This is a genomic window from Amycolatopsis sp. NPDC004378, assembly GCF_053602455.1.
The window spans coordinates 157366-177869 of record NZ_JBSGDR010000011.1 but is presented as its reverse complement, the minus strand read 5'-3'; the positions used below and the strand labels follow the sequence as shown (position 1 = coordinate 177869).

The window sequence follows — 20504 nt, the reverse complement described above, 5'->3', positions numbered from 1 at the left end:
CCTCAGCGCAGGATGCAGTCGAGCCCGAGGCCGACGCCGGTGGCGACGTACTGGCAGATGTGCGACGCGTGGGCGGCGTCGGTCTCGGTGCACGCCAGCGGCACCCCGAGCAGGTCGACCGAGCAGTAGGCGTAGAACTGGTTCGGGTTGCCCGGCACCGGGTCGGCCGACGCCGGGCCGGCCGCGGCGACCACCGCGGAAACCGTGAGTGCGGCGGCCGCCGTCCAGGAAGCGATTCGGGTCTTCATCGTGCTCTCCCTCCACTGAATCCCCTGTGCGCCAGGGGTTTGTGCTGGGAAAGATTCCCCGCCGGACGCCGGTTCAGCTCCGGGTCACCGGAAAGTGTCACGCCGCCGGCCGTCGAACCGAACAATGCATGAACACTCGGTGCTCGATTACGTCCGAACGTCGGTAGTTGCGAGCAGCTTCGATCATCTACGCTGGCGTCGCCCTGCCGAGGTCCCCCTGGAGGCTCCCGTGATGGCCGACCCGCACGAGTTCACCCGACGCAGCTTCCTCGGCGGAGTCGCCGCCGCCGGCGCCCTCGGCGCCCTGCCGCCCGGCATGGCCGAGGCGCTCGCCGAACCCCGCGTCTCCGGCAGCCTCTCCGACGTCGAGCACGTCGTGGTGCTGATGCAGGAGAACCGGTCGTTCGACCACTACTACGGCACGATGAAGGGCGTCCGCGGCTACGGCGACCGCTCGGCGATCGTGCTGCCGAACGGCCAGGACGTCTTCCACCAGCCGGATTCCGGGCGCAGCGACGGGAAGTACCTGCTGCCGTTCCGGGTGGACACGACCAAAGTGGACGGTCAGGACCTCGGCGACCTCGGCCACGGCTGGACCGACCAGCACCAGGCCATCGCCGGTGGCGCGAACAACGCGTGGATCCCCGCCAAGGGCGAGATGACCATGGGGTACTTCGCGCAGGGCGACATCCCGTTCCACCGCGCGCTCGCCGACGCGTTCACCGTCTGCGACCACTACTTCTGCTCGGTGCAGGGCCCGACCACGCCCAACCGGCTCTACCTGTTCACCGGCACGATCGACGCCGCCGGCCAGGCGGGCGGGCCGGCGAACTACAACCCCGCCGACTACAAGCCGGTCTTCAGCTGGACGACCTACCCGGAACGCCTGCAGCAGCACGGGGTTTCGTGGAAGGTGTACGCCAACAAGGAGGTCGGCGACGCCGGCGGTTCCTTCGTCGGCGACTACGGCGACAACCCGTTGTGGCTGTTCAAGGCCTACCACCAGGACTACACCTCCGATCTGTCCAAACGGGCCAGTGTGTTCAAGACCTGGGGCCCGGATTCCGGCCAGGGCAAGGACGTCGACCACGTGCTCGCCGAGTTCAAGGCCGACTGCGCGAGCGGGTCGCTCCCCCGCGTCTCGTGGATCGTCGCGCCCTACGGCTACTGCGAGCACCCCGAAGCCCGTCCGGTCGACGGCGCCGCCTACACCCAGACCGTCCTCAACGCCCTGTGGAACAACCCCAAGCTCTGGGAGTCCACCGTGGTGCTCATCAACTACGACGAGAACGACGGCTTCTTCGACCACGTCGCCCCGCCGGTCGCGCCGTCCGGGACGGCCGGCGAGTACATCGGCGGCCAGCCGATCGGGCTCGGCGCGCGCGTGCCGATGACCGTGATCTCGCCGTGGAGCCGCGGCGGCTGGGTCAGCTCGGAGGTCACCGACCACACGTCGGTGATCCGCTTCCTCGAGCGCTGGACCGGTGTCGCCGAGCCGAACATCAGCGCGTGGCGCCGGGCGATCTGCGGCGACCTGATGACGTGCTTCGACTTCGGCACGCAGAACGTCCAGATCCCGCTGCTGCCCGACACCGCGGCCCTGCGCAAGCAGGCCGACGACACCCAGAAGAACCTGCCGAAGCCGGCGCCCCCGGCGACGGGCAAGCAGCAGGCCCCGGTGCAGGAGACCGGCACCCGCCCGGCCCGGGCACTCCCCTACAAGCCCCTGGTGACGACGTCGCTGAGCGCCGACCACCAGATCCTCACCACGACGTTCGCCAACCAGGGCACCGCGGCCCTGCAGCTGATGGCCTACCGCAACGACGGTCAGACCGACGGCCCGTGGCCCTACGACCTCGCGCCCGGCGCCCAGGTCAGCGACACCTGGCGGATCCAGCTCTACGGCGGCGGCAAGTACGGCGTCGCCGTGCACGGGCCCAACCGGTTCCGCTGGGTCCTCGCCGGGGACGCGAACAGCGCCGGCGCGGGCGTCGACGTCCTCGGGAGCTACACCGCGGACAACAAGCTGCGGCTGACCCTGCGCAACGGCGGGCAGACGACGGTCAAGATCACGGTGACCGCGAACCACTACCGCACCGACGGGCCGTGGACCTACACCCTGACCGCGGGTCAGACCGTGACCGACGACTGGAACCCGGTCGCCTACGGCTCCGGCTGGTACGACCTGTCGGCGACGCTCGACGCGGACCCGAAGTTCCTGCGCCGGTTCAGCGGTCACGTCGAGACGGGCGCGGCGAGCGTCACCGGCTGATCCGTTCACATCCATGACGGTTGTTCAGCTCATTGACGCACGTCACATGGGTGACCTATAAAGGGAACGTCCGGGTGTACGCCGCAACACCTCCGCAGTTCCCCTTTCCGGAGGCCCTTGGTGTCCCCACGACGTGCCGTTTTCCTCGGTACCGCAACCGTTTCCGCCGCGGCGGTCGCCCTCGCGCTGACCGGCGGTGTCAGCGCGGGGGCCGCCGCGGCGAACCTGTCCGCCACCTTCGCGCAGACGTCGGTCTGGACCGGCGGCTACGGCGGCGGCTACACGATCGCCAACCACGGCGACGCGCCCGCCGCCGGCTGGGCCGTCGAGTTCGACCTGCCCGCGGGCTCGGCGGTGACCAGTTCGTGGAGCTCGGCGAAGACGCAGACCGGGCAGCACTACAAGTTCACGAACGCCGGGTTCAACGGCACGGTCAAGCCCGGTGGCAGCGCGAACTTCGGCTTCACCGTCGCCGGCGGCGGCCTGCCCGCCGGCTGCACGGTCAACGGCACCCCGTGTGCGGGCGGCCAGGTCACGACCACGCCGACGACCCCGGCCACACCGCCGCCCACCACGACCACCACCCCGCCCGCCGGGGACACCGTGAACGTCTCGACCGCCGCCCAGCTGCAGGCGGCGCTGGCGAACGCGGCACCGGGCCAGACGATCAAGCTCGCCGCCGGGACCTACCACGGCTCGTTCGTCACGACCAGGCCCGGCACGGCGGCGGAACCGATCACCCTGTCGGGCCCGGCGAACGCCGTCCTGGTCAACGACGGCCCGTCCGGTGCCGCTCCCGACTGCCCGGCGCCGACGCCCGGCTGGGACTCGGGTTACGGCCTGTGGCTCTCCGGCGCGCCCTACTGGACCCTGACCGGGTTCACCGTGCAGGAGTCCAAGAAGGGCATCGTCGCCGACAACTCCCCGCACACGACGATCGACGGCGTGAACGTCAACCACATCGACGAGGAGGCGATCCACTTCCGCCGCTCCTCGGCCGACAGCGTGCTGAAGAACTCGACGATCACCTACACCGGACTCGTCCAGCCGGGGTACGGCGAAGGCGTCTACCTCGGTTCGGCGAACTCGAACTGGGGCTGCCACGGCAACTCCGGCGGCGTCGACCGCGGCGACCGGATCCAGGTGCTGGACAACCACATCGGCCCGTTCGTCGCGGCCGAGCCGATCGACGTCAAGGAAGGCACGTTCGACGGCGTGATCCGGGGCAACACCTTCGACGGACGCGGCATCTCCGGCGAGAACTCGGCCGACTCCTGGATCGACGTCAAGGGCATCGGCTACACGATCGAGAACAACACGGGCACGTTCGCCCCGCCCGGCACGTTCGCCAACGGCTACGAGAACCACAACCCGAGCACGAGCCCGTCGTTCGACAACGGCTGCGGCAACGTCTGGCGGGGCAACAAGTCCGATCTCGGCGGCGTCGGCGACTACGCGATCAAGATCAGTTCGGTGTCGAAGTGCTCGGCCGACCCGAACGTCGTGTACGCCTCCAACACGGTGACGAACGCCAGGTCCGGTCTGACGAACATCCCGGTCACGCCGTAGGTCACAGGTGCATGGCCAGCCAGAGGGCCACCCACGCGGCGGCGGCGAGCACGGCGCCCGCCGCCGCCGCGAGGAGGACCCGGCGCAGGCCCCGCCCGGGTTTGACCGGTGTCTCGATGTGGTCCATGAAGTCGATCATGAACGACGGAGCCCGATCGGTACAGCCCCCGTGCTCGTCCGGGCGACCCCTGCGCGGGGTACCCCGAACGGCCGCGACGCACGTCACTCCGCGTCGGGGGAACTCCCGGCCGGGCGAGTCGTTGAACGGGGTGCCGGTGCGGTGAAACCCCGGCCACCCACTCCCGCTCCCTCCCGGGCCTCCCCCGTGCGCCCGGGCGGGAGCGGGTCCTACGGCAGGATCGCGTCGACGTACCCGCCGTCGGCGCGCACCGCGGCACCCGTGGTGGCCGAGGCGAACGGCGAACTCAGGTACACCACCAGGTTCGCGATCTCCTCGGGCTCGATCAGGCGTTGCAGCAACGACTGCGGCCGGTGCTTCTTCATGAACTCTCGCTGGGCCTCGTCCCACGGCAGATCCCTGTCGACCAGCTCGTAGACGAAGTCCTCGACGCCACCGGTGTGCGTCGGGCCCGCGATCACCGCGTTCACCGTGACGCCGGTGCCGGCCGCGTGCTTGGCGAACCCGCGCGAGACGCCGAGCAGCGCCGTCTTCGACACTCCATAGTGGATCATCTCGGCCGGGATCACGACGGCCGAATCGCTGGCGATGTACTGGATCCGGCCCCAGCCGCGCCCGGTCATCCCCGGCAGGTAGGCGCGGGTGAGCCGCACCGCGGCCAGCACGTTGACCTCGAAGTAGCGCCGCCAGTCGGCGTCGGTGATCTCGAGCGGTTCCTGCGCGCCGAAGATGCCGAGGTTGTTGACCAGGATGTCGGCGTCGGGCACCTCCTCGACGACCTGGGCCGCGCCGGCCTCGTCCGAGACGTCGCCCGGGGCGGGCACCAGGTCCGCGTCCAGCACCTCCTCCTTCAGGCGCGCGATCGCCTTCAGGACCCCCGTCTCGCTCCGCCCGTTGATCGCGACGCGCGCACCCGCGGCCGCGAGGCCCGCCGCGATCGCCGCGCCGATGCCCTGCGTGGACCCGGTGACCAGCGCCGTCTTCCCGCTCAGGTCGACCCGCATCGTGAAAGCCCTTTCTCGCCTCGGCCGTGCGTTCCGAGCGATTCAAGCACAGCTCGCCGGAGCGCACCGGCTGGGAAAACCGGTTGCCGCCGCGCATCCCCGGCCGCCACGATCTGCGCCATGACCACGCACCGCACGTCCCTCCTGCCGACCGTCGCCGCGACCGCCGCGCCGGTCCGGCAGCAGCCGTGCCGTCCGCGGGGGTCGATCGCCGCGAAGCCGTGACCGCCGCGCTGCTCGCCGGCCTGCTGGCCGGCTACGGCATCGCGATCCCGGTCGGCGCCGTCGCGACCTACCTGGTCGCGCTCACCGCCCGCACGTCCCTGCGCACCGGCTTGGCCGCCGCCCTCGGCGTCGCCACCGCCGACGGCGTGTACGCGCTGGTGGCGGTGCTCGGCGGGGCCGCGGTCGCGGGCGTCATCACCCCGGTCGCCGGGCCGTTGCGGCTGGTCTCGGCCGGGATCCTGGTCGTGCTGGCGGTCCGCGGGGCCGTCTCGGCACTGCGGTCCCACCGCGACGCCGCCACCGGGCCGGTCACGCCGCTCGGCCCCGGACGCGCCTACGTCAGCCTGCTCGGCATCACGCTGGTGAACCCGACGACGGTCGTCTACTTCACCGCCCTGGTCGTCGGCGGCCGCGCCGGCACCGCCGTGCCGGTGCCCGGCCAAGCCGTGTTCGTGCTCGCCGCCTTCGCCGCCTCGGCGAGCTGGCAAGCCCTGCTCGCCGGTGGCGGGGCCCTGCTCGGGCGGGTCCTCACCGGACCGCGCGGCCGGCTCGTGACGGCGCTGGTGTCGAGTGCGGTGATCACCGCGCTCGCCGTCCGACTTGTCCTCGCCTGACCGGAAAAGCGTTGCGGTGTAACGGTTTGTCCCGTTGCCGGGCGCACGCCGGAAGACGTCGCGAGCCGCTTTCCCGGTTAGTCTCGGCAGGAGACGACGGGAGACGGCCATGACCATGCCGATGGGTGCGATGTCCGGCTGGGACGTCGCGGGGGCGACGCTGCTCGTGCTCTGGGCGCTGGCGATGTGGGCGGCGGTCGGGATCCTCGCCTACGCGAACCGCGGGCCGGTGCGGCCGTGGGTGTACCGCGGCTCGGTCGCGGTGATCGGCCTCGGCGTGCTCGGCCAGCTCGGCCACGTCCAGGAGCACATCGCGCAGGTCGGCTACTGGCTCGGGCACCCGAACTCCCCGGCGTGGATGACGCCGTGGGGCACCGGCCTGGCGAACGGCCTGCAGATGCTGCTGCCCGGCCGGCCGACGTTCGGGATGGAACTGCTGCACCTCACCGGCAACTTCATCTTCCTGGCCGGGCTGGCCGGCGTCATGGTGATCACGCGGCGGGCGCTCAAGACCCGCGCCCGCCGCTGGGCGAAGATGGGCGTGTGGATGCAGGGCCTGCACGGGCTCGAGCACCTCGTCCTGACGCTGTCGGTGGCGTTCGGCTCCCGCGCGATCGGCCTGTCCACGTTCTTCGGCCTGATCGACCCGGGTCCGGGCCTGACCACCTACCGCGTCTGGTGGCACTTCGTCGCGAACGTGGTGGGCTCGATCATCTTCGGGCTGGCGCTGTACCACCTGGGGAAGGAGCGCCGGGAGGTGCGGGCGACGTTCACCGCCCGGCCCGTCCCGGACCTCACCCGGCGGGCGGCGTAGCGCAGGTCAGCGTGGGCAGCGCCCAGTCCGCGTGGTCGTTGCCGTTGCCGTCGCCGCCGTCGGCCACCAGCAGGTCCAGGACCTGGGCCCCGGTGACGTCGACGTCGATCGGCACGGCCGCCTGGCCGCCGCGCACCACCGGCGTCGTCACCTTGGTCGCGCCGTCCACCGCGACGCTGAAGCTGACGCTGCCGCCGGTGCCGGTTTCACCGTCGACGCCGACCGAAGCCGTCAGCCGCGAGCACGCACCGGCCAGGTACAGCTGGACGTCGCCGGGCGCGTGGACGCCGAGGCCCTTCGCGTAGGACACGCCGCCGATCGTCATCGGCCTGCCGTCGCCCGCGGCCGCCTCGCCGTTGCTCGTGTCGCGCTCGACCGGGCCCCAGCCGTTCGTCGCGGTGAGGAACGGCAGTGAGCTGACGGCGACCTGTCCGGCGGGAGGCGCCGGCGGTACCGCGCCGACGATCCGCTCGTCGCTCGCCGTGCCCGGCCGACCGGCCTGCCGGTACGCCACCGCGACCTTCAGCGCCGCCGTGTCCACTGTGGAGGGTGCGGTGACGGGCCAGGTGAACGTCGCCGACCTGCCGCTGTCGATCTTCGCCACCGACGGCGGGGACGCCGTGCCGACCGTCCACCCGGCCGGGGCGGTGAGCACCGGCCGCACGTCGAACGCCGTCGGCGCGCCCGCGGGCACCCGCACCGTCGCCGACGCGGTGAACCGCTGCCCGCCCGACGCCGTGTCCGGTGCGGTCAGCGACACCCCGGCCGTCGGCGCGGCCGGCATCGCGTACCGCCCGGGGTCGTAGCCGGGCGAGGCGTTCTGCGCCACGGCCAGCGGTGAGCGGTAGCTGCCGTAGTTCGTCCACGCGACCTTGCCGAGCCCGCCGGTGCTGCCGTCGAGGTTCCACACGGCGATCGCGAGGGTGTTGTGGCCGTTCGGGTTCAGGATCCCGGCCGGGACCGGGAAGCTGTGCTGCGGTCCGAGGTAGTTGACGTACTGGCCGAGCTGCCAGCCGTTGACGAACAGCAGTGCGCGGTACTGCCGCCCGGGGTCGTCGGTGATCGTCAGGCCGAGCGAGGTGTCCTGGCCGCGCGGCAGGTCCAGGTCCGCCGTCGTCCGGTACCAGGAGACGCCCGGCGTCGTGTCCTTCGCGGGCAGCGACGCCGGCGTCCAGCGCCCGTCCGGGAAGCCGGGCAGCGACCAGCCCGCGCGCTCGCCGTACAGCCCGCCGGTGTTGAGCGGGCCGCGCGTCGGGTCGAGCCCGGTTTCGCCGCCGCGGACGCCCTGCAGCCGCCACGTCACCGACGTCAGCGGGGCCCCGGTCAGCCGCGCGGAGGTGAGCCCGCGCGCGGCCTTGTTGCCGTTGGCCGCGCCGTAGTCCTCCTCGTGGCCCATGTTCACGGTCAGCACGGAGATCTCGTTCTCGCCGGCGCGCAAGGTGCCCGCCGGGAAGGGGAACGTGTGCTGCGGGTCCTTCGAGCTGCCGAGGAAGACGCCGTTGAGCCACGCCGAGAACGCGCCCGCCGGGCCGCCGCTCTGGCTCGACAGCGTGATGCCGGTCTGCTTCCCGTCGCCGGTGAACCGGCCGCGGTACCAGGTGTTGCCGGTGTGGAAGCCGTAGTCGTCGGCGAAGAGCACCGGTTTCGTGCCGAGCGTCGTCGAGCTGTTGCTGGTGTCCTTGTCGGCCACCGGCCACGCCGAGTCGTCGAAGCCGGGCTGGCTCTCCGGTGACTCCTGCTGGTGCTTCCAGCCGGTGAGCGCGGGCAGCGTCACCGGCGTCGCGGCCGGTGCGGTGGCGGTGAGGCTGCCACTGGCCGTCGGCTGGGCCGCGACCCGCGATCCGTTCCACGTCACCGACTTCTCGGTACCGAAGACCTCGAACGCGCCGTCGGTGCCGGTGTCGCCGGTGAGGTTCAGGGTGCCGTGGTCGTCGGCCGCGGTCCGCACCAGGTGGGTGCCGCGGACCAGCACCGGGCCCGCCGCGGTGTCCTGGCGCCAGAACGTCTTCGCCGTCGCCTTGTCCGCGAGCAGCAGGAGCAGGGGCCGCTGCCCGGGTGCGGTGACGAGCACGCGCGTCAGGCCGTCGTGGGTGTAGTTCAGCCGCAGGTCGCCGCGGGTGGCGTCCCAGGTGGACGTCGCGGCACCGGCGAGGACCTGCACGGACGGCTGGTTCGCGAACCGCAGCACGGTCTCGCCGGGACCGCCCTGGTCGCCGTAGAGGACCGCGACGTCCCGGCCGCCGATGGCCGCGCTCGTCATGACCTCCGACGTCGAGTACTGCAGCCGCGTCCGCCCGAGGTCGTACCCGGCGACGACGATCTTCGACTGACGGCCGTTCAGGGTGAGACCGGTGCCGGGCTGCTGCGGCACGACCGGGTAGTAGTCGGTGCTGCCCGACAGCAGGTCGACGGCGTCGACCACGACGAACGGCCCGGTCGCCTTGGCGTTCTTCTGCCCGGTGACGACGATCTTGAGCGTGTGCGCCCCCGCGGGCAGGCCGCGGACCTCGTAGCCGGTGACCTGGTTCTGCTTGCTCGTCCCGTAGAGGTCGACCGTGCTGACCTTCGCGTCGTCGAGGTAGACGTCGGCGATGCCGTGGCTCGGGTCCTTCGACGTCACCCACCGGATCCCGGTGCCGGTGAACGGGATGCTCACGCTGTCGCCGGTGACCTCGGAGAACGACTCCGTGTGCTGGTAGTCGCCGCCGGTGTAGTCCACTTCGGACCCGGGGTGGCTCCAGGTGCCGGTGTAGCCGAGCTCGGCCGCGCGGTCGTCGTAGGTGTAGCCGGCGTGCGCGGCGAGGTCGAGCGCCATCGTGGTCGTGTTCGTCGCGGTCGACGTCGAATCGGTGTGGCGCAGGGTGTGGAACTGCGTGCGGGTGTCCGGGTTGATCCGGGCGGTGTCGGTGAGCGCCGGGTCGGTGAGCGGCGCGCCGGCCAGGCCGTCGGTCTTGGTCAGCGGGGCGACGGACTGGGTGAAGTAGCCGATGAGCTTGTCTTCGTCGTACTTCGGGTCGAACTGGCGGCCTTCGGTGATCGCGGCGCCGTAGTCGTAGGAGGTGTAGTTCTGCGGGATCGCGCTCCAGCCCCACGACGTGCCGCCGTGCAGCATGTAGAAGCTCTGGCCGGTGGCGCCGACCGCGATGTTCTGCTTGTAGAAGACGTTCGCGAACTGGTCGTTGATCAGCTGGGCGCACTTCTCGTAGCCGGGCCCGCCCCACGGGTCGAAGGCGCCGCCCTGGAACTCGGCGGTGATCAGCGGCTTGCCGGGGACGTGGTCGTAGCTGATGTCCGGCACGCCGTTCCAGCGCGTGGGGTTGGAGCAGTCGAAGCCCTGCGGGTAGGAGTCGGCGGCGTCGACGTCGAGCGCGGCCTCTCCGGCGTTGAAGGTGCCGTTGTTGTTGCCCACCAGCGGAACGGTGATGCCGTCGGCGCGGGCCTTGTCCTCGAGGTGCTTCATGTAGGCGCGGCCGTCGGCGTTGCCGTTGTAGTACTCGTTTTCGACCTGGTAGGCGAGCACGCTGCCGGTGCCGGTGGTGAGCTGGTGCCGCGCGATGATCCGGTCGATCTGCGTCTGCCATTCGTCGGAATACTTCAGGTAGACCGGGTCGGCGCTGCGCGTGTGGCCGGGGGTGGTGGACAGCCAGGTCGGGAAGCCGCCGCCGTCGACCTCGGCGTTGATGTACGGCCCGGGCCGCGCGATGACGTAGAGCCCGGCCTGCTGCGCCATGTCGAGGAGCTTGTCGAGGTCGCGGACGCCGGTGAAGTCGTAGACGCCTTGGCGCGGCGAGTGGTAGCCCCAGTCGAAGTACAGCGACGTCGCGTTGAAGCCGGCGGCCTTCATCTTCTGGAAGATGTCGAGCCACAGGTCGGGGCTCGGGACGCGGTAGCTGTGGAACTCCCCCGACCACAGGTAGGTCCGGTTGCCGTCGACCAGGAACGAGTAGCCGTCGTAGGTCACGGTGTGCGGCTGTTTCGGTGGCGCGGCCGCGGCTTGCGGGACGACGACGCCGACGAGCGCGAGGACGGCGGCGAGCAGGGCGGCGACGGCGGAGCGCATGGCGGGGACCTCCGGCTGGAGCAGCACTGAACCAGAACCGCACACGATCCTTTGGCAACTCCACAGAAGCGGTCAAGATGCAACACCGGGATGGATCAGTGCCGACGTCGTGTTAACGCTAACAGTCGTCCGATCCCTGTCCGGAACAGGTCATTCACGGGACATCAGCGCGGGCCGGTGCTCTCCCGCACGATCAGCTCGGCCGGCACGAGGTGCCGCGCCCCGGCGTCGCCGCCCGCCATCCGGTTTTCCAGGAGCCCGAACGTGCGGCGGCCGACCTCGATGAAGTCCTGGCGGACGGTGGTCAGCGGCGGGTTGAAGTACGCCGCCTCCGGCACGTCGTCGAACCCGGCGACGTGGACGTCCTCCGGCACCCGGATGCCGGCCTCGGTGAACGCCCGCAGCAGGCCGAGCGCCATCTGGTCGTTGGCGGAGAAGACCGCCTTGAGCCCGCGCTTGCCGGCGAGCGCGCGGCCGGCCTCGTAGCCGGACCGCGGGCTCCAGTCGCCGCGGACGACCGCGGGCACCCGCAGGCCACGACGTTCGAGGGTCTCGCGCCAGCCGCGTTCGCGGTCGCGGGCCTCCAGCCAGTCCTCGGGGCCGGCGACGTGCCAGACCGTCCGGTGGCCCAGGGCCAGGAGGTGCTCGGTGGCGCGGCGGGCGCCGTCGTACTGGTCGACCGAGATGACCGGCACCGGCGCCGCGTCGCCGCCGCCGACCGCCACCACCGGGATGTCCGCGGGCACCGCGGCCAGCGCGCGCCCGGCCGTGACGTGCGGGGCGATGACGACGATGCCTTCGACGGCCTGGCGCCGCAGGCTCTCGACCGCGTCGCCGATCGACGTCCGCCCGGGCCGGGTGACGCTGCAGATCGCGATGCCGTAGCCGGCTTCCCGCGCGGCGTTCTCGATGCCGTAGAGCGTGCTCGCCGGCCCGTAGAGGTTGGACTCCAGCGCGACCACGCCGAGCGTGCCGGACCGGCCGGTGACCAGCGTCCGCGCGGCGGTGTTGGGCCGGTAGCCGAGCTTGTGCACGGCGGCGAGCACGCGCTCGCGGGTCTCCGGGCGCACCGGCCCGCTCTCGTTGACCACGCGCGAGACGGTCATGTGGGACACCCCGGCCATGCCGGCGACGTCGGCCAGGCTCGGCTGCCGCGGCGCCGCGGCCGGCGTCCTGGCCTGCTCCCCCGCCTTCGCCCGGTCCACCACCCTGGCCCCCTCCGCCTCGCGCCGTTCCACCACCCCGAGACGGTACCGCCGAACGGCCCCGCGGCGGCGGACGCCGGGCGCGTCAGGACCAGCCGAGCGGACCGGAGAGCGCTTTCACGACGGCCGTGATGTGCCGCGACGCCGTCGCCCACCCGGTCGACGACGGCTGGGCGCTGAGGACCACCACGATGTACCGGCGGTCGCCGACGAGCCCGCTGGTGTGCAGGGTGCGGCCGGGGTCGCAGCAGGACCAGCCCTGCTTGACGGCCCAGTCCGTGGCGGTGACCGCGTCCGGGATGCCGAAGAACTGGTCGAACCCGTCGGCACCGTGCTCGGTGGCGCCGTCGAGGGCCCGCAGGACGGTCTGCCGCGGCCCGGCCGGGAAGTCCTCCATCAGGTAGCGGTACACGCGCGCGACGTCTGCGGCGCTGACGAGCGTGCTCCCCCAGTGCCCGTCGTCGGCCGGCGGGCGGGTCGACTCGAGCCCGATCCGCTCGGCCCACGCCGTGACGATCGCGGGCCCGCCGAGCTGCACCCAGAGCCCGCTGGCGACGTCGTCGTCACTGCGCGACAGCATCTCCGCGACCTGGCCGGCGGGCAGGTCGCGCCGCAGTGCTTCCAGCGCGATGAAGAGCTTGACCAGCGACGCCGAGGTGTAGGTCGCGTCCGGCCGGTAGGAGACGACGTCCCGGCCGGTCCGGCGGTCACGGACGAGCACGCTGAGCCTGCCGGGCACCAGCGCGGCCAGCGCGGCGCCGTCCGGCAGCGGCGACTTCGAGCGGGTCGCCGACGTCGCGGTCGTCGCCACGCTCGTCGTCAGGGCCGGCGCGGCCGGCAGGGCCGGGCTCGCCGCCGCGACGGGAGCCGGCGGCCGCACCGCCGCCGCCACGACGAGCATCGCCACCACGGCACCCGCGCACGTCCCGGCCAGCAGCATCGCGTTTCCTCTGTGCATACCGGCTGTTGTCCGCAGGCCCCTCCGGTGTTCGGCGCGGACGGCCGGGATGTGGCCTGCGTCTCATCCGGGCGGGCGGCCGGGACGCGGGCTGCGGTTCACGACAACCAGTAGCGTGACCAGAATCGTGGAACGGCTCGACCGGCCCGACCTCGCCGCCCGGGATCCGAAAGAGGTCTTCTCGCGGCTCTTCGACGAGTACGCTCCTCCCCTGCGCGGCTACCTCGCGGGCCGGGTGGGCGGGCACGCCGCCGACGACCTCGTGGCCGAGACGTTCGTCGTCGCCCTGCGAAGACGCGCCAGCTACGACCCCGAGAAGGCGCCCGTCCGCGGGTGGCTCTACGGCATCGCCACCAACCTGCTGCGCAACCACGTCCGCCAGGAGGTGCGCGGGTTCCAGCTGACCGCGCGGGCGGGCGCCGAGGACCGGCCGGCCGAGAACCACGACACCGCCGTCGCCGGCCGGGTCGACGCGGCCGCCCGCCTGCGCGTGCTCGCCGGCGAGCTCGCCGGACTGTCCGAACAGGACCGCGACGTCCTGTTGCTGACGTCGTGGGCCGGGCTCGAACCGGCCGAGGTCGCCGAGGCGCTCGGCGTGCCCGCCAGCACGGTCCGCTCGCGCCTGCACCGCGTGCGCCACCGCCTCCAGGCCCTGCTCGTCCCCACCGAGGAGAACCCCCATGCATGAGCTCGACGAAACCCTCGAGCAGCTCCACCGCGACGCCCGCACGGCGCCCGCCGACCTGTCCGCGGCCCGCGCGAAGCTGATGGCCGAACTCGGCGCGGAGACGACCGTGGTCCCGCTGCGACCGAAGCGGACCTGGCGGTTCGCCGTGCCGGTCGCCGCCGCCGTGGCCGGGGTGGTCGCGGTGACGGTCGTCGTCCAGACCGGGTCGGCGCCCGCGGGTCCGCCGGCCGCGGCGCCGAACCCGCGCCCGAGCGCGAACCCGACCGCGAACTGGCCGGACATCAAGCTGATGTCGGCGGTCCAGGTGCTGAACCGGGCCGCCGACCTGAGCGTCGGCGCGGCCGACCAGCCGGTCGGGCCCGGGCAGTTCCGGTACGTCGACGAGCACACGTGGGTCCAGCGCGGCGTCCAGACCGGTGACGACACCGGCTACACCTACCTGTGGGAGCAGCAGATCCAGCGCTGGATCCCGGCCGACGCGCACGACGTCTGGCAGGAGAGCCGCCGGATCCTGAACACCGGCAAGTTCCTCGGCGGGTCCGTGCCGCAGGCACAGGCACCCGTCCCGGACGTCACGAACACCGACCAGGGCCAGTGGCAGGGCCGGTGCGGTGACTTCTTCCCGAAGGCCAAGCCGGCCAAGCAGTGCGACGACCCGGCCGACTGGGACAGCCCGGCGTTCTACGCGACGCTCCCGAACGACCCGGCGGCGCTGTACGCGAAGCTGCAGGAGCTGACGAAGGGCCGCGGCTCGACGCCGAGCGTGATGTTCCACTTCGGCACCGAGATCCTGCGGGCCGGCCTGATGCCGGCCGGACTGCGGGCGCAGTGGTACCGGGCGCTGGCGAAGATCCCGGGTATGACGGTGCTGGCCACGGAGACGAACCTCGACGGCCGCGCGGGCGTCGCGCTCGGCCTCGACGACCGCCACGAGATCCGGCAGCTGATCATCGACCCGGTGACCGGCGCGTTCCTCGGCGAACGCGAGGTCGCGGGCGCGGAGCCGGAGAGCCCGTGGATCAAGCCGGGCACGGAGATCGGCGCCAGCGCGATCACCACGGGCGTCGCCTCCCGCCTCGGCGAGCCCCCGGCCAAGTAGCGCCCGAAGCCCGTAGGTTCGGGCGGGCAGAGAGCACGGCCGGGAGGTGAACGGTGCTGCGAAGTCATGCGGCCCTGGCCGTGGCCGGGCTGCTGACGAGCGGCACGGGAGCCGTCCTGCTGCTGGCGGTGCCGGTCGGCGTCTTCGTCGGCGCCGTCGGCATCGGTGGCGTCCTGCTGCCGCCCGCCCTGACCTGGCTCGCCGGGCTGGACGTCCACGCGGCGGCGGGCACGAGCAGCTGGTGCTTCCTGTTCACCGGGGTCGCCGGCACCCTCGCCTATGCGCGGCACCAGGCGATGCCGTGGCGCTTCGGCGGCTTCCTCACCCTCGGCGCGGCACCGGCCGCCGCGGCCGGTGCGCTGGTGAACGGCGTGGTGCCGGAGACCGTGCTTTGGCTGTTCCTCGCCGTGGTGACCGTCAGCTCCGGGGCCTTCAACCTGTGGGCCCGCCCGCGCGAATCGCGTGAGCTGCCCGCGCCCGCCGCGGTCGCCGTCGGCGCCGCGGTCGGGTTCGGCTCGGCGCTGACCGGCACCGGCGGGCCGGTGCTGCTCGTCCCGGTGCTGCTGGCGCTCGGCGTCCCGGCGTTGACGACGATCGCCGCCGGGCAGCTGATCCAGCTGCCGCTGGTGGGGTTCGCGACACTCGGCTACGCGGCGCAGGGGTCCGTCCACTTCGGACTCGGCAGTGTCCTCGGCGTCCTGGCCGGCGCCGGGGTCCTGCTCGGCAGCCGCCTCGCCCGGCGGCTGCGGGGAAACCACCTCCACCGCGTCGCCTCGGCGGCCCTGGTCGGCTTCGGCGCCTTCCTCTTCGCCCTCGCGTTCCTCCCGCGCTAGAACGCCCGTCAGGCGGGCGAGAGCCGCACGCAGCAGTAGCCGGGCTGCGGCTCGAGGCCGGCCCGGTAGCGGCGGTCACCCGCCCCGGCGAGGAGGCCGTCGACGAGTCCGAGGTTCATCTCGCACACCAGCCGCGGGTGCGTCCGGGCGAGCCGCTGGAACGGGCAGTTGCCGAGCAGCACCCCGCCGTCTTCGAGGCGGGGCTCGAACCCGAGTTCTTCGAGCGTGCCGACCGTGTCCCCGCCGCGGGCGGCCAGTTCGGCCCCGTGTTCGCGGGCGCGCCGCCTCAGGATCGCCCGCGCCGAGCCGCCGGTTTCGTCGGCTTCCTCGACGGCGGACGCGAGCAGTTCGCCCGCGAGTTCGTAGTGCCGCTCCGGCACCGAGACGCTCACCTGCCGGTCGGAGCGGCGATACAGCTTCGCGGGACGGCCCGCGCCCGGCCCGGAGCGGCCGGTGCGGCGTTCGAACTCGACGGCCAGGAGCCCCTCCCCGACCAGGCGGTCCAGGTGGAACGCGACGGTCGCCCGGGGCACGCCGAGCGCCGCCGCGGCGTCGTCGCGGCTCACCGGCCCGGGCCTCCGGACGACATACTCGTAGAGCCGCCGCCGCGTCGGCTCGTCCAGCGCCGCGACCGCGGCCAGCGCGCCCGCCTGGGACTTGTGCATCCGAGCACTCTAAAACAAACAATCGTTGACGAAAACCCGCGCGGGCTTCTAACGTCGGCACGTCTTGGTCATCTAAGGAGGTCCCTGTGAGCGTCGACCCCGTCAGCGAACCGGTCCCGCTGCGGCACCTCGGTGTCGTCCCCGACCGCGACGCCATGGACCTGCGCGCGGCCGAGCGCGCGGTCGCCGACCTGCTGCGGGCGCTGGGGAAGGACCCGACGACCGAGCACCTGGGCGACACGCCGCGGCGGGTGGCCCACGCCTACGCCGAGATGCTGCGCCCGCGCGACTTCCAGCTGACGACGTTCCCCAACGACGAGGGCTACGACGAGCTCGTCCTGGCGAAGAGCATCCCGGTGCAGTCGCTGTGCGAGCACCACATGCTGCCCTTCCGCGGCGTCGCGCACGTGGGCTACCTGCCCGGCGAGCGGATCCTCGGGCTCTCGAAGCTCGCCCGCGTCGTGGAGATGTTCGCCCTCGACCTGCAGGTGCAGGAGCGGCTGACCAAGCAGGTCGCGGACTGGCTGCAGGAGCAGCTCTCCCCGAAGGGCGTCGGCGTCGTCATCGAAGCCGAGCACCTCTGCATGTCGCTGCGCGGGGTGCGGGCGAGCGGCGCGCTGACCGTGACGTCTTCGCTGCACGGCCTGCTGCGCGAGGAACCCAAGACGCGGCAGGAGTTCTTCGCCCTCACGGGAGTCAGCGCCTGATAGACGCCTTCGTCATCGTCGGCGGCGGCCTGACCGGTGCGAAGGCCGCGGAAACGCTGCGAGCGGAAGGGGTTCGGGGGCCGGGTCGTCCTCGTCGGCGGCGACCGCCTCGGCTACACGAAGCTGCCGCTGGCGACAGGTGCGTCGCCGCCACGGCTGCGGGTGCCGGGCAACGACCTCGAGGGCGTCCACTACCTGCGCCGCCTCACCCACGCCGACCGGCTGCGCGACGCGCTGGCCGCGTCGTCGTGGCCGGCGCCCGCTGGATCGGCCTGGAGGCGGCGGCGCGGACGTACGGCTGCGAGGTGACGGTCGTCGAGCCGAGCCCGTCACCGCTGCACGCGAGGCTCGGGCCGGAGCCGGGCGAACACTTCGCGAACCTGCACTGCCACCACGGCGTGGATCCGGCCGCACTGGCCGGCCCCGCCCGGCCCCTCACGAGCTGGCCGGGTCCGTCCGATCCGGACGGACCCGGCCGGTCCTCACGCCGATGGCGGCCCGCACCGCGAAGCCAGGTCGCTGCGCGCGTACCCAGCAACGGCCCCGCCCCGAACCGCCGCTAATCCGCACGCCGATGGCGGCCACCGCGCGCCCCGGCGATCGCCCGCACCCGCGAAGCCAGGTCACCGCGCCGCGCCCGGCGGGCGTACTCCAGCAACGCCTCCGCGCGGCCTTCCGGCAGCCAGCCCTCCTCGGCGCCGATCTCGAGGCACAGCAGGTGCGCCACCAGCTCGCGGGACTCTTCGTCGTGCTCGGCCGCCAGCTCGGCGAACCTGCGGGCCGCCTCGGCTTCGCCGTCGCACCACGCCGTCATCGCCAGGAGCGTCGCCGTCGCCGTCAGGATGTCGCCGCGGTGGACGCCTCCCTCCGCCGCCAGGTGCTCCGCCAGCTGGAAGCTGCGCGTGCCGACCCCGCCGGCCCCTTCCCGGCGCACCGCTTCCGCGAGTGCCCGGATCTGCTGCGTGACATAGTCCCCGCTCGACAACCCCGACATGCCGTCCCCTCCGCCGCGCACGACAACTCGTGCGTCACCCCGACAGGTGTATCGCATCGGCGGCCAGATACGTCGGACGCCCCACCGGTTTCGCCCGAGTGGGCGCGAGATCAGCCCGATCGGCCGTCGGCCTTCCGCTGGGAGACGTAGACCGCCGCCGAGGTGCGCCGCTCGACCCCGAGCTTGTGCAGCACCGAGGACACGTAGTTCTTCACCGTCTTCTCCGCCAGGAACAGCCGTTCCGCGATCTGGCGGTTGGTCAGGCCCTCCGCGACCAGGTCCAGCACTCGCCGCTCCTGCGGGCTGAGCTGCTCGTACCGCGGGTCCGGGGCCGCCACGTCCTCGCCGCGCAGCTTGTTCATGACTGACGCCGTGAGCGTCGCGTCGAGCAGCGAGCCGCCGACGGCGACCGTCCGGACGGCCTCGACCAGCGACCGGCCGGAGACCTGCTTGAGCATGTACCCCGCCGCGCCGGCCATGATGGCGCCGAACAGCGCGTCGTCGTCCGAATAGGACGTCAGCATCAGGCACGCGGGCGGCGGCTCCACCGTCGAGCGGATCTCGCGGCACACCTCGACGCCCTGGCCGTCGGGCAGCCGGACGTCCAGGATCGCCACGTCCGGGCGCGCCTGCGGGATCCGGACCAGCGCCTCGGCGGCTGTCGACGCTTCGCCGACCACCTCGATGTCCACTTCGGATTCGAACACGGTCTTCAGCCCGGTGCGGACCAGCTCGTGGTCGTCGAGCAGAAACACCGAGATCGTCATCGCCCACTCCCCTGCTCGCCGGCCCGCGCCGGCAGCTCGGCGGTCCATTCCAGCCGGGAGCCGCCCCCTTCGGCGGCGGCCAGTTCGCAGCTGCCGCCCCAGCGGGCGGCGCGGGCGGCCAGGTTGGCGAGCCCGCTGCGCCGGCCGGTCTCCGAGGGCGGCCCGGTCCCGTCGTCGCGCACCACGAGACTCAGCCGGCGGCCGAGCCCGTCCACGGTGACGTCGACCGACGACGTGCTCGCGCCCGCGTGCCGGGCCACGTTCGTCAGCGCCTCGCGCAGCGACGCGATCAGGTCGGAGCGCACCGCGTCCGGCACGGCGGCATCCAGCGGCCCGTCGAAGCCGACGCGCGGCTCGAAGCCCAGGGTGTCCCGAGCGTCGACGGCCACCCGCAGCAGTTCCGCGCGGAGGCTGCCCTGCGCCTGCGCGGGGGCCTGCAGCGAAAAGATGCTGTTGCGGATCTCCCGGATCGTGCCGTCGAGGTCCTGGGCGAACCCGGCGACGCGCGCGGCGACCCCCGCGTCGGCGATCAGCCTGCTCACGCCCTCCAGCCCCAGCCCGGTCGCGAACAGCCGCTGGATCACCAGGTCGTGCAGGTCGCGGGCGATCCGGTCGCGGTCCTCGAACACGGCCAGCTGCTGGCGGGCCTCCTGCGCCCGGGAGAACTCGACGGCGAGCGCGGCGTGCCCGGCGAAGGTCTCGGCCAGCTGGACGTCGGAGTCGGTGAACGGCGACTTGTCGCGGAACTTCGCGACCAGCAGCACGCCGAGGGTCTCCTCGCCGACGATCAGCGGGACGGAGATCGCCGAGTCGAGATCCTTGATCATCGCGGGCATCGGCCCGGCGCGGTCGCGCTGCTCGTTCTGGACGTGCTCGCCGTAGTCGCGCACGACCACCGGACGCCGGGTCGTGAAGGCCACGCCGGTCGCCGTGCCCTCCATCGGGACGGTCAGCCCGGTGAGCCGCTCCGAATCCTCCCCCGGCGGCTCGACGACGTCGAACACCAGCCGGCCCGGCCCGTCGGGCAGCGCGATCGCACCCCCGGTGCCGCCGGCCACCACCCGGGCCCGTTCGGCGATCAGCCGGAGCGTCGCGCGCAGGTCCTGCGCGCCGAGCAGCGCGCGGGTGACGTCGTAGGAGGCTTCGAGCCAGCGTTCGCGGCGGCGCATCCCGTCGACCAGCACGGCTTTCTCGACGGCCATCCCGGTCGCCGCGACCAGAGCGCCCACGATCTCGCGCTCGCGACGGCCGAACTCGTGCTCGCCCGGTTCGAGCACGAACTTCCCGTAGACCCGGTCACCGGCCCGCACCGGCAGCTCGACCCCGGGCGTCCCGCCCGGCCGCCCGTACTCCGCGACCGCGGCTCCGTCGGGCCCCGTCACCTCCAGCCGGCCGCGCCGCGCGCCGACCAGCTCGCACACGGTCTTCACCGCGCGGTCCACCAACGCCGGCATCTCCAGCTCACGCGCGATCCCGGCCACCGCGGCCAGGATCACCGGCATGCCGATTTCGTCCGCCACTTCCCGTCGACCCCGTAGTAGCCCGATCCCGGGGTGCTCCCCGGGCCGTCAAGGGTCCCACAAGCGACTGCCCGTGTCGGCCCAATCCGGTTCGTCCATCCGGTGGGTCGATCGGAGCAGCGG

19 protein-coding genes are annotated in these 20504 nt (G+C 72.8%); 9 read left to right on the top strand and 10 right to left on the bottom strand.

From position 1 onward, the window contains the following. Nucleotides 1–2: 2 nt before the first annotated feature. Nucleotides 3–248 carry a hypothetical protein gene (locus ACWEN0_RS29335; RefSeq protein ID WP_451980445.1) on the bottom strand — a complete coding sequence of 82 codons (246 nt, stop codon included), beginning with the start codon at nucleotides 246–248 and terminating at the stop codon, nucleotides 3–5. Nucleotides 249–480: 232 nt separating this feature from the next. Between ACWEN0_RS29335 and ACWEN0_RS29330 the strand changes: the two genes are divergently transcribed. Next, on the top strand, nucleotides 481–2520 hold the full coding sequence (locus ACWEN0_RS29330; RefSeq protein ID WP_451980442.1) for a phosphocholine-specific phospholipase C: 2040 nt from the start codon (nucleotides 481–483) through the stop codon (nucleotides 2518–2520). 120 nt (nucleotides 2521–2640) lie between these two features. Further along, nucleotides 2641–4089: a cellulose binding domain-containing protein gene (locus ACWEN0_RS29325; protein WP_451980438.1), complete on the top strand. Its 1449-nt coding sequence runs from the start codon at nucleotides 2641–2643 to the stop codon at nucleotides 4087–4089. A 1-nt stretch (nucleotide 4090) separates the two neighbouring features. On the opposite strand, the gene ACWEN0_RS29320 is transcribed toward ACWEN0_RS29325, so the two are convergent. Next, the gene (locus ACWEN0_RS29320; protein ID WP_451980435.1) at nucleotides 4091–4216 is read right to left on the bottom strand and encodes a hypothetical protein; all 126 of its coding nucleotides are present in this window, start codon (nucleotides 4214–4216) and stop codon (nucleotides 4091–4093) included. Nucleotides 4217–4437: 221 nt separating this feature from the next. Next, a complete protein-coding gene (locus tag ACWEN0_RS29315; RefSeq protein WP_451980432.1) occupies nucleotides 4438–5232 on the bottom strand; it encodes an SDR family NAD(P)-dependent oxidoreductase in 795 nt (264 codons plus the stop codon). Nucleotides 5233–5420: 188 nt separating this feature from the next. Between ACWEN0_RS29315 and ACWEN0_RS29310 the strand changes: the two genes are divergently transcribed. Next, nucleotides 5421–6071: a LysE family transporter gene (locus tag ACWEN0_RS29310; protein ID WP_451980429.1), complete on the top strand. Its 651-nt coding sequence runs from the start codon at nucleotides 5421–5423 to the stop codon at nucleotides 6069–6071. 109 nt (nucleotides 6072–6180) lie between these two features. Further along, entirely contained in the window at nucleotides 6181–6885 is a 705-nt protein-coding gene (locus ACWEN0_RS29305; RefSeq protein ID WP_451980426.1) for a DUF6008 family protein, read from the top strand. Here ACWEN0_RS29305 and ACWEN0_RS29300 read toward each other — a convergent pair. From ACWEN0_RS29300 to ACWEN0_RS29290, 3 genes are all read right to left on the bottom strand, one after another. Continuing rightward, complete coding sequence (locus tag ACWEN0_RS29300; protein WP_451980423.1) at nucleotides 6866–10945, bottom strand: beta-galactosidase; 4080 nt, start codon at nucleotides 10943–10945, stop codon at nucleotides 6866–6868. The genes ACWEN0_RS29305 and ACWEN0_RS29300 overlap by 20 nt on opposite strands. A gap of 164 nt (nucleotides 10946–11109) precedes the next feature. Next, nucleotides 11110–12153: a LacI family DNA-binding transcriptional regulator gene (locus ACWEN0_RS29295; RefSeq protein ID WP_451980720.1), complete on the bottom strand. Its 1044-nt coding sequence runs from the start codon at nucleotides 12151–12153 to the stop codon at nucleotides 11110–11112. Nucleotides 12154–12235: 82 nt separating this feature from the next. Further along, complete coding sequence (locus ACWEN0_RS29290) at nucleotides 12236–13108, bottom strand: hypothetical protein (protein ID WP_451980420.1); 873 nt, start codon at nucleotides 13106–13108, stop codon at nucleotides 12236–12238. Between the two features lie 115 nt (nucleotides 13109–13223). Between ACWEN0_RS29290 and ACWEN0_RS29285 the strand changes: the two genes are divergently transcribed. Genes ACWEN0_RS29285 through ACWEN0_RS29275 form a run of 3 tightly spaced genes read left to right on the top strand, consistent with a single transcriptional unit; the run spans nucleotide 13224 to nucleotide 15728 of the window. Further along, on the top strand, nucleotides 13224–13796 hold the full coding sequence (locus tag ACWEN0_RS29285) for an RNA polymerase sigma factor (RefSeq protein ID WP_451980417.1): 573 nt from the start codon (nucleotides 13224–13226) through the stop codon (nucleotides 13794–13796). Then, the gene (locus tag ACWEN0_RS29280) at nucleotides 13789–14895 is read left to right on the top strand and encodes a CU044_5270 family protein (protein WP_451980414.1); all 1107 of its coding nucleotides are present in this window, start codon (nucleotides 13789–13791) and stop codon (nucleotides 14893–14895) included. The genes ACWEN0_RS29285 and ACWEN0_RS29280 overlap by 8 nt, the downstream gene beginning before the upstream one ends. A gap of 53 nt (nucleotides 14896–14948) precedes the next feature. Then, on the top strand, nucleotides 14949–15728 hold the full coding sequence (locus ACWEN0_RS29275) for a sulfite exporter TauE/SafE family protein (protein WP_451980411.1): 780 nt from the start codon (nucleotides 14949–14951) through the stop codon (nucleotides 15726–15728). Nucleotides 15729–15736: 8 nt separating this feature from the next. Here ACWEN0_RS29275 and ACWEN0_RS29270 read toward each other — a convergent pair whose 3' ends face one another. After that, nucleotides 15737–16393, bottom strand: coding sequence for a helix-turn-helix transcriptional regulator (locus ACWEN0_RS29270; RefSeq protein WP_451980408.1), 657 nt, complete (start codon nucleotides 16391–16393; stop codon nucleotides 15737–15739). A gap of 86 nt (nucleotides 16394–16479) precedes the next feature. Between ACWEN0_RS29270 and folE the strand changes: the two genes are divergently transcribed. Both folE and ACWEN0_RS29260 read left to right on the top strand, forming a co-directional pair. Beyond that, nucleotides 16480–17100, top strand: a complete 621-nt coding sequence (gene folE / locus ACWEN0_RS29265; protein ID WP_451980406.1) for a GTP cyclohydrolase I FolE — start codon at nucleotides 16480–16482, stop codon at nucleotides 17098–17100. Between the two features lie 36 nt (nucleotides 17101–17136). Further along, nucleotides 17137–17409, top strand: coding sequence for a hypothetical protein (locus tag ACWEN0_RS29260; RefSeq protein ID WP_451980403.1), 273 nt, complete (start codon nucleotides 17137–17139; stop codon nucleotides 17407–17409). 250 nt (nucleotides 17410–17659) lie between these two features. Here ACWEN0_RS29260 and ACWEN0_RS29255 read toward each other — a convergent pair whose 3' ends face one another. The 3 genes from ACWEN0_RS29255 to ACWEN0_RS29245 all read right to left on the bottom strand — a co-directional run bounded on the left by ACWEN0_RS29255 (nucleotide 17660) and on the right by ACWEN0_RS29245 (nucleotide 20363). After that, nucleotides 17660–18094 carry a hypothetical protein gene (locus tag ACWEN0_RS29255; RefSeq protein WP_451980400.1) on the bottom strand — a complete coding sequence of 145 codons (435 nt, stop codon included), beginning with the start codon at nucleotides 18092–18094 and terminating at the stop codon, nucleotides 17660–17662. Nucleotides 18095–18204: 110 nt separating this feature from the next. Beyond that, on the bottom strand, nucleotides 18205–18861 hold the full coding sequence (locus ACWEN0_RS29250; protein WP_451980398.1) for a response regulator: 657 nt from the start codon (nucleotides 18859–18861) through the stop codon (nucleotides 18205–18207). Continuing rightward, complete coding sequence (locus ACWEN0_RS29245; protein WP_451980717.1) at nucleotides 18858–20363, bottom strand: GAF domain-containing sensor histidine kinase; 1506 nt, start codon at nucleotides 20361–20363, stop codon at nucleotides 18858–18860. The genes ACWEN0_RS29250 and ACWEN0_RS29245 overlap by 4 nt, the downstream gene beginning before the upstream one ends. Nucleotides 20364–20504: the final 141 nt, after the last annotated feature.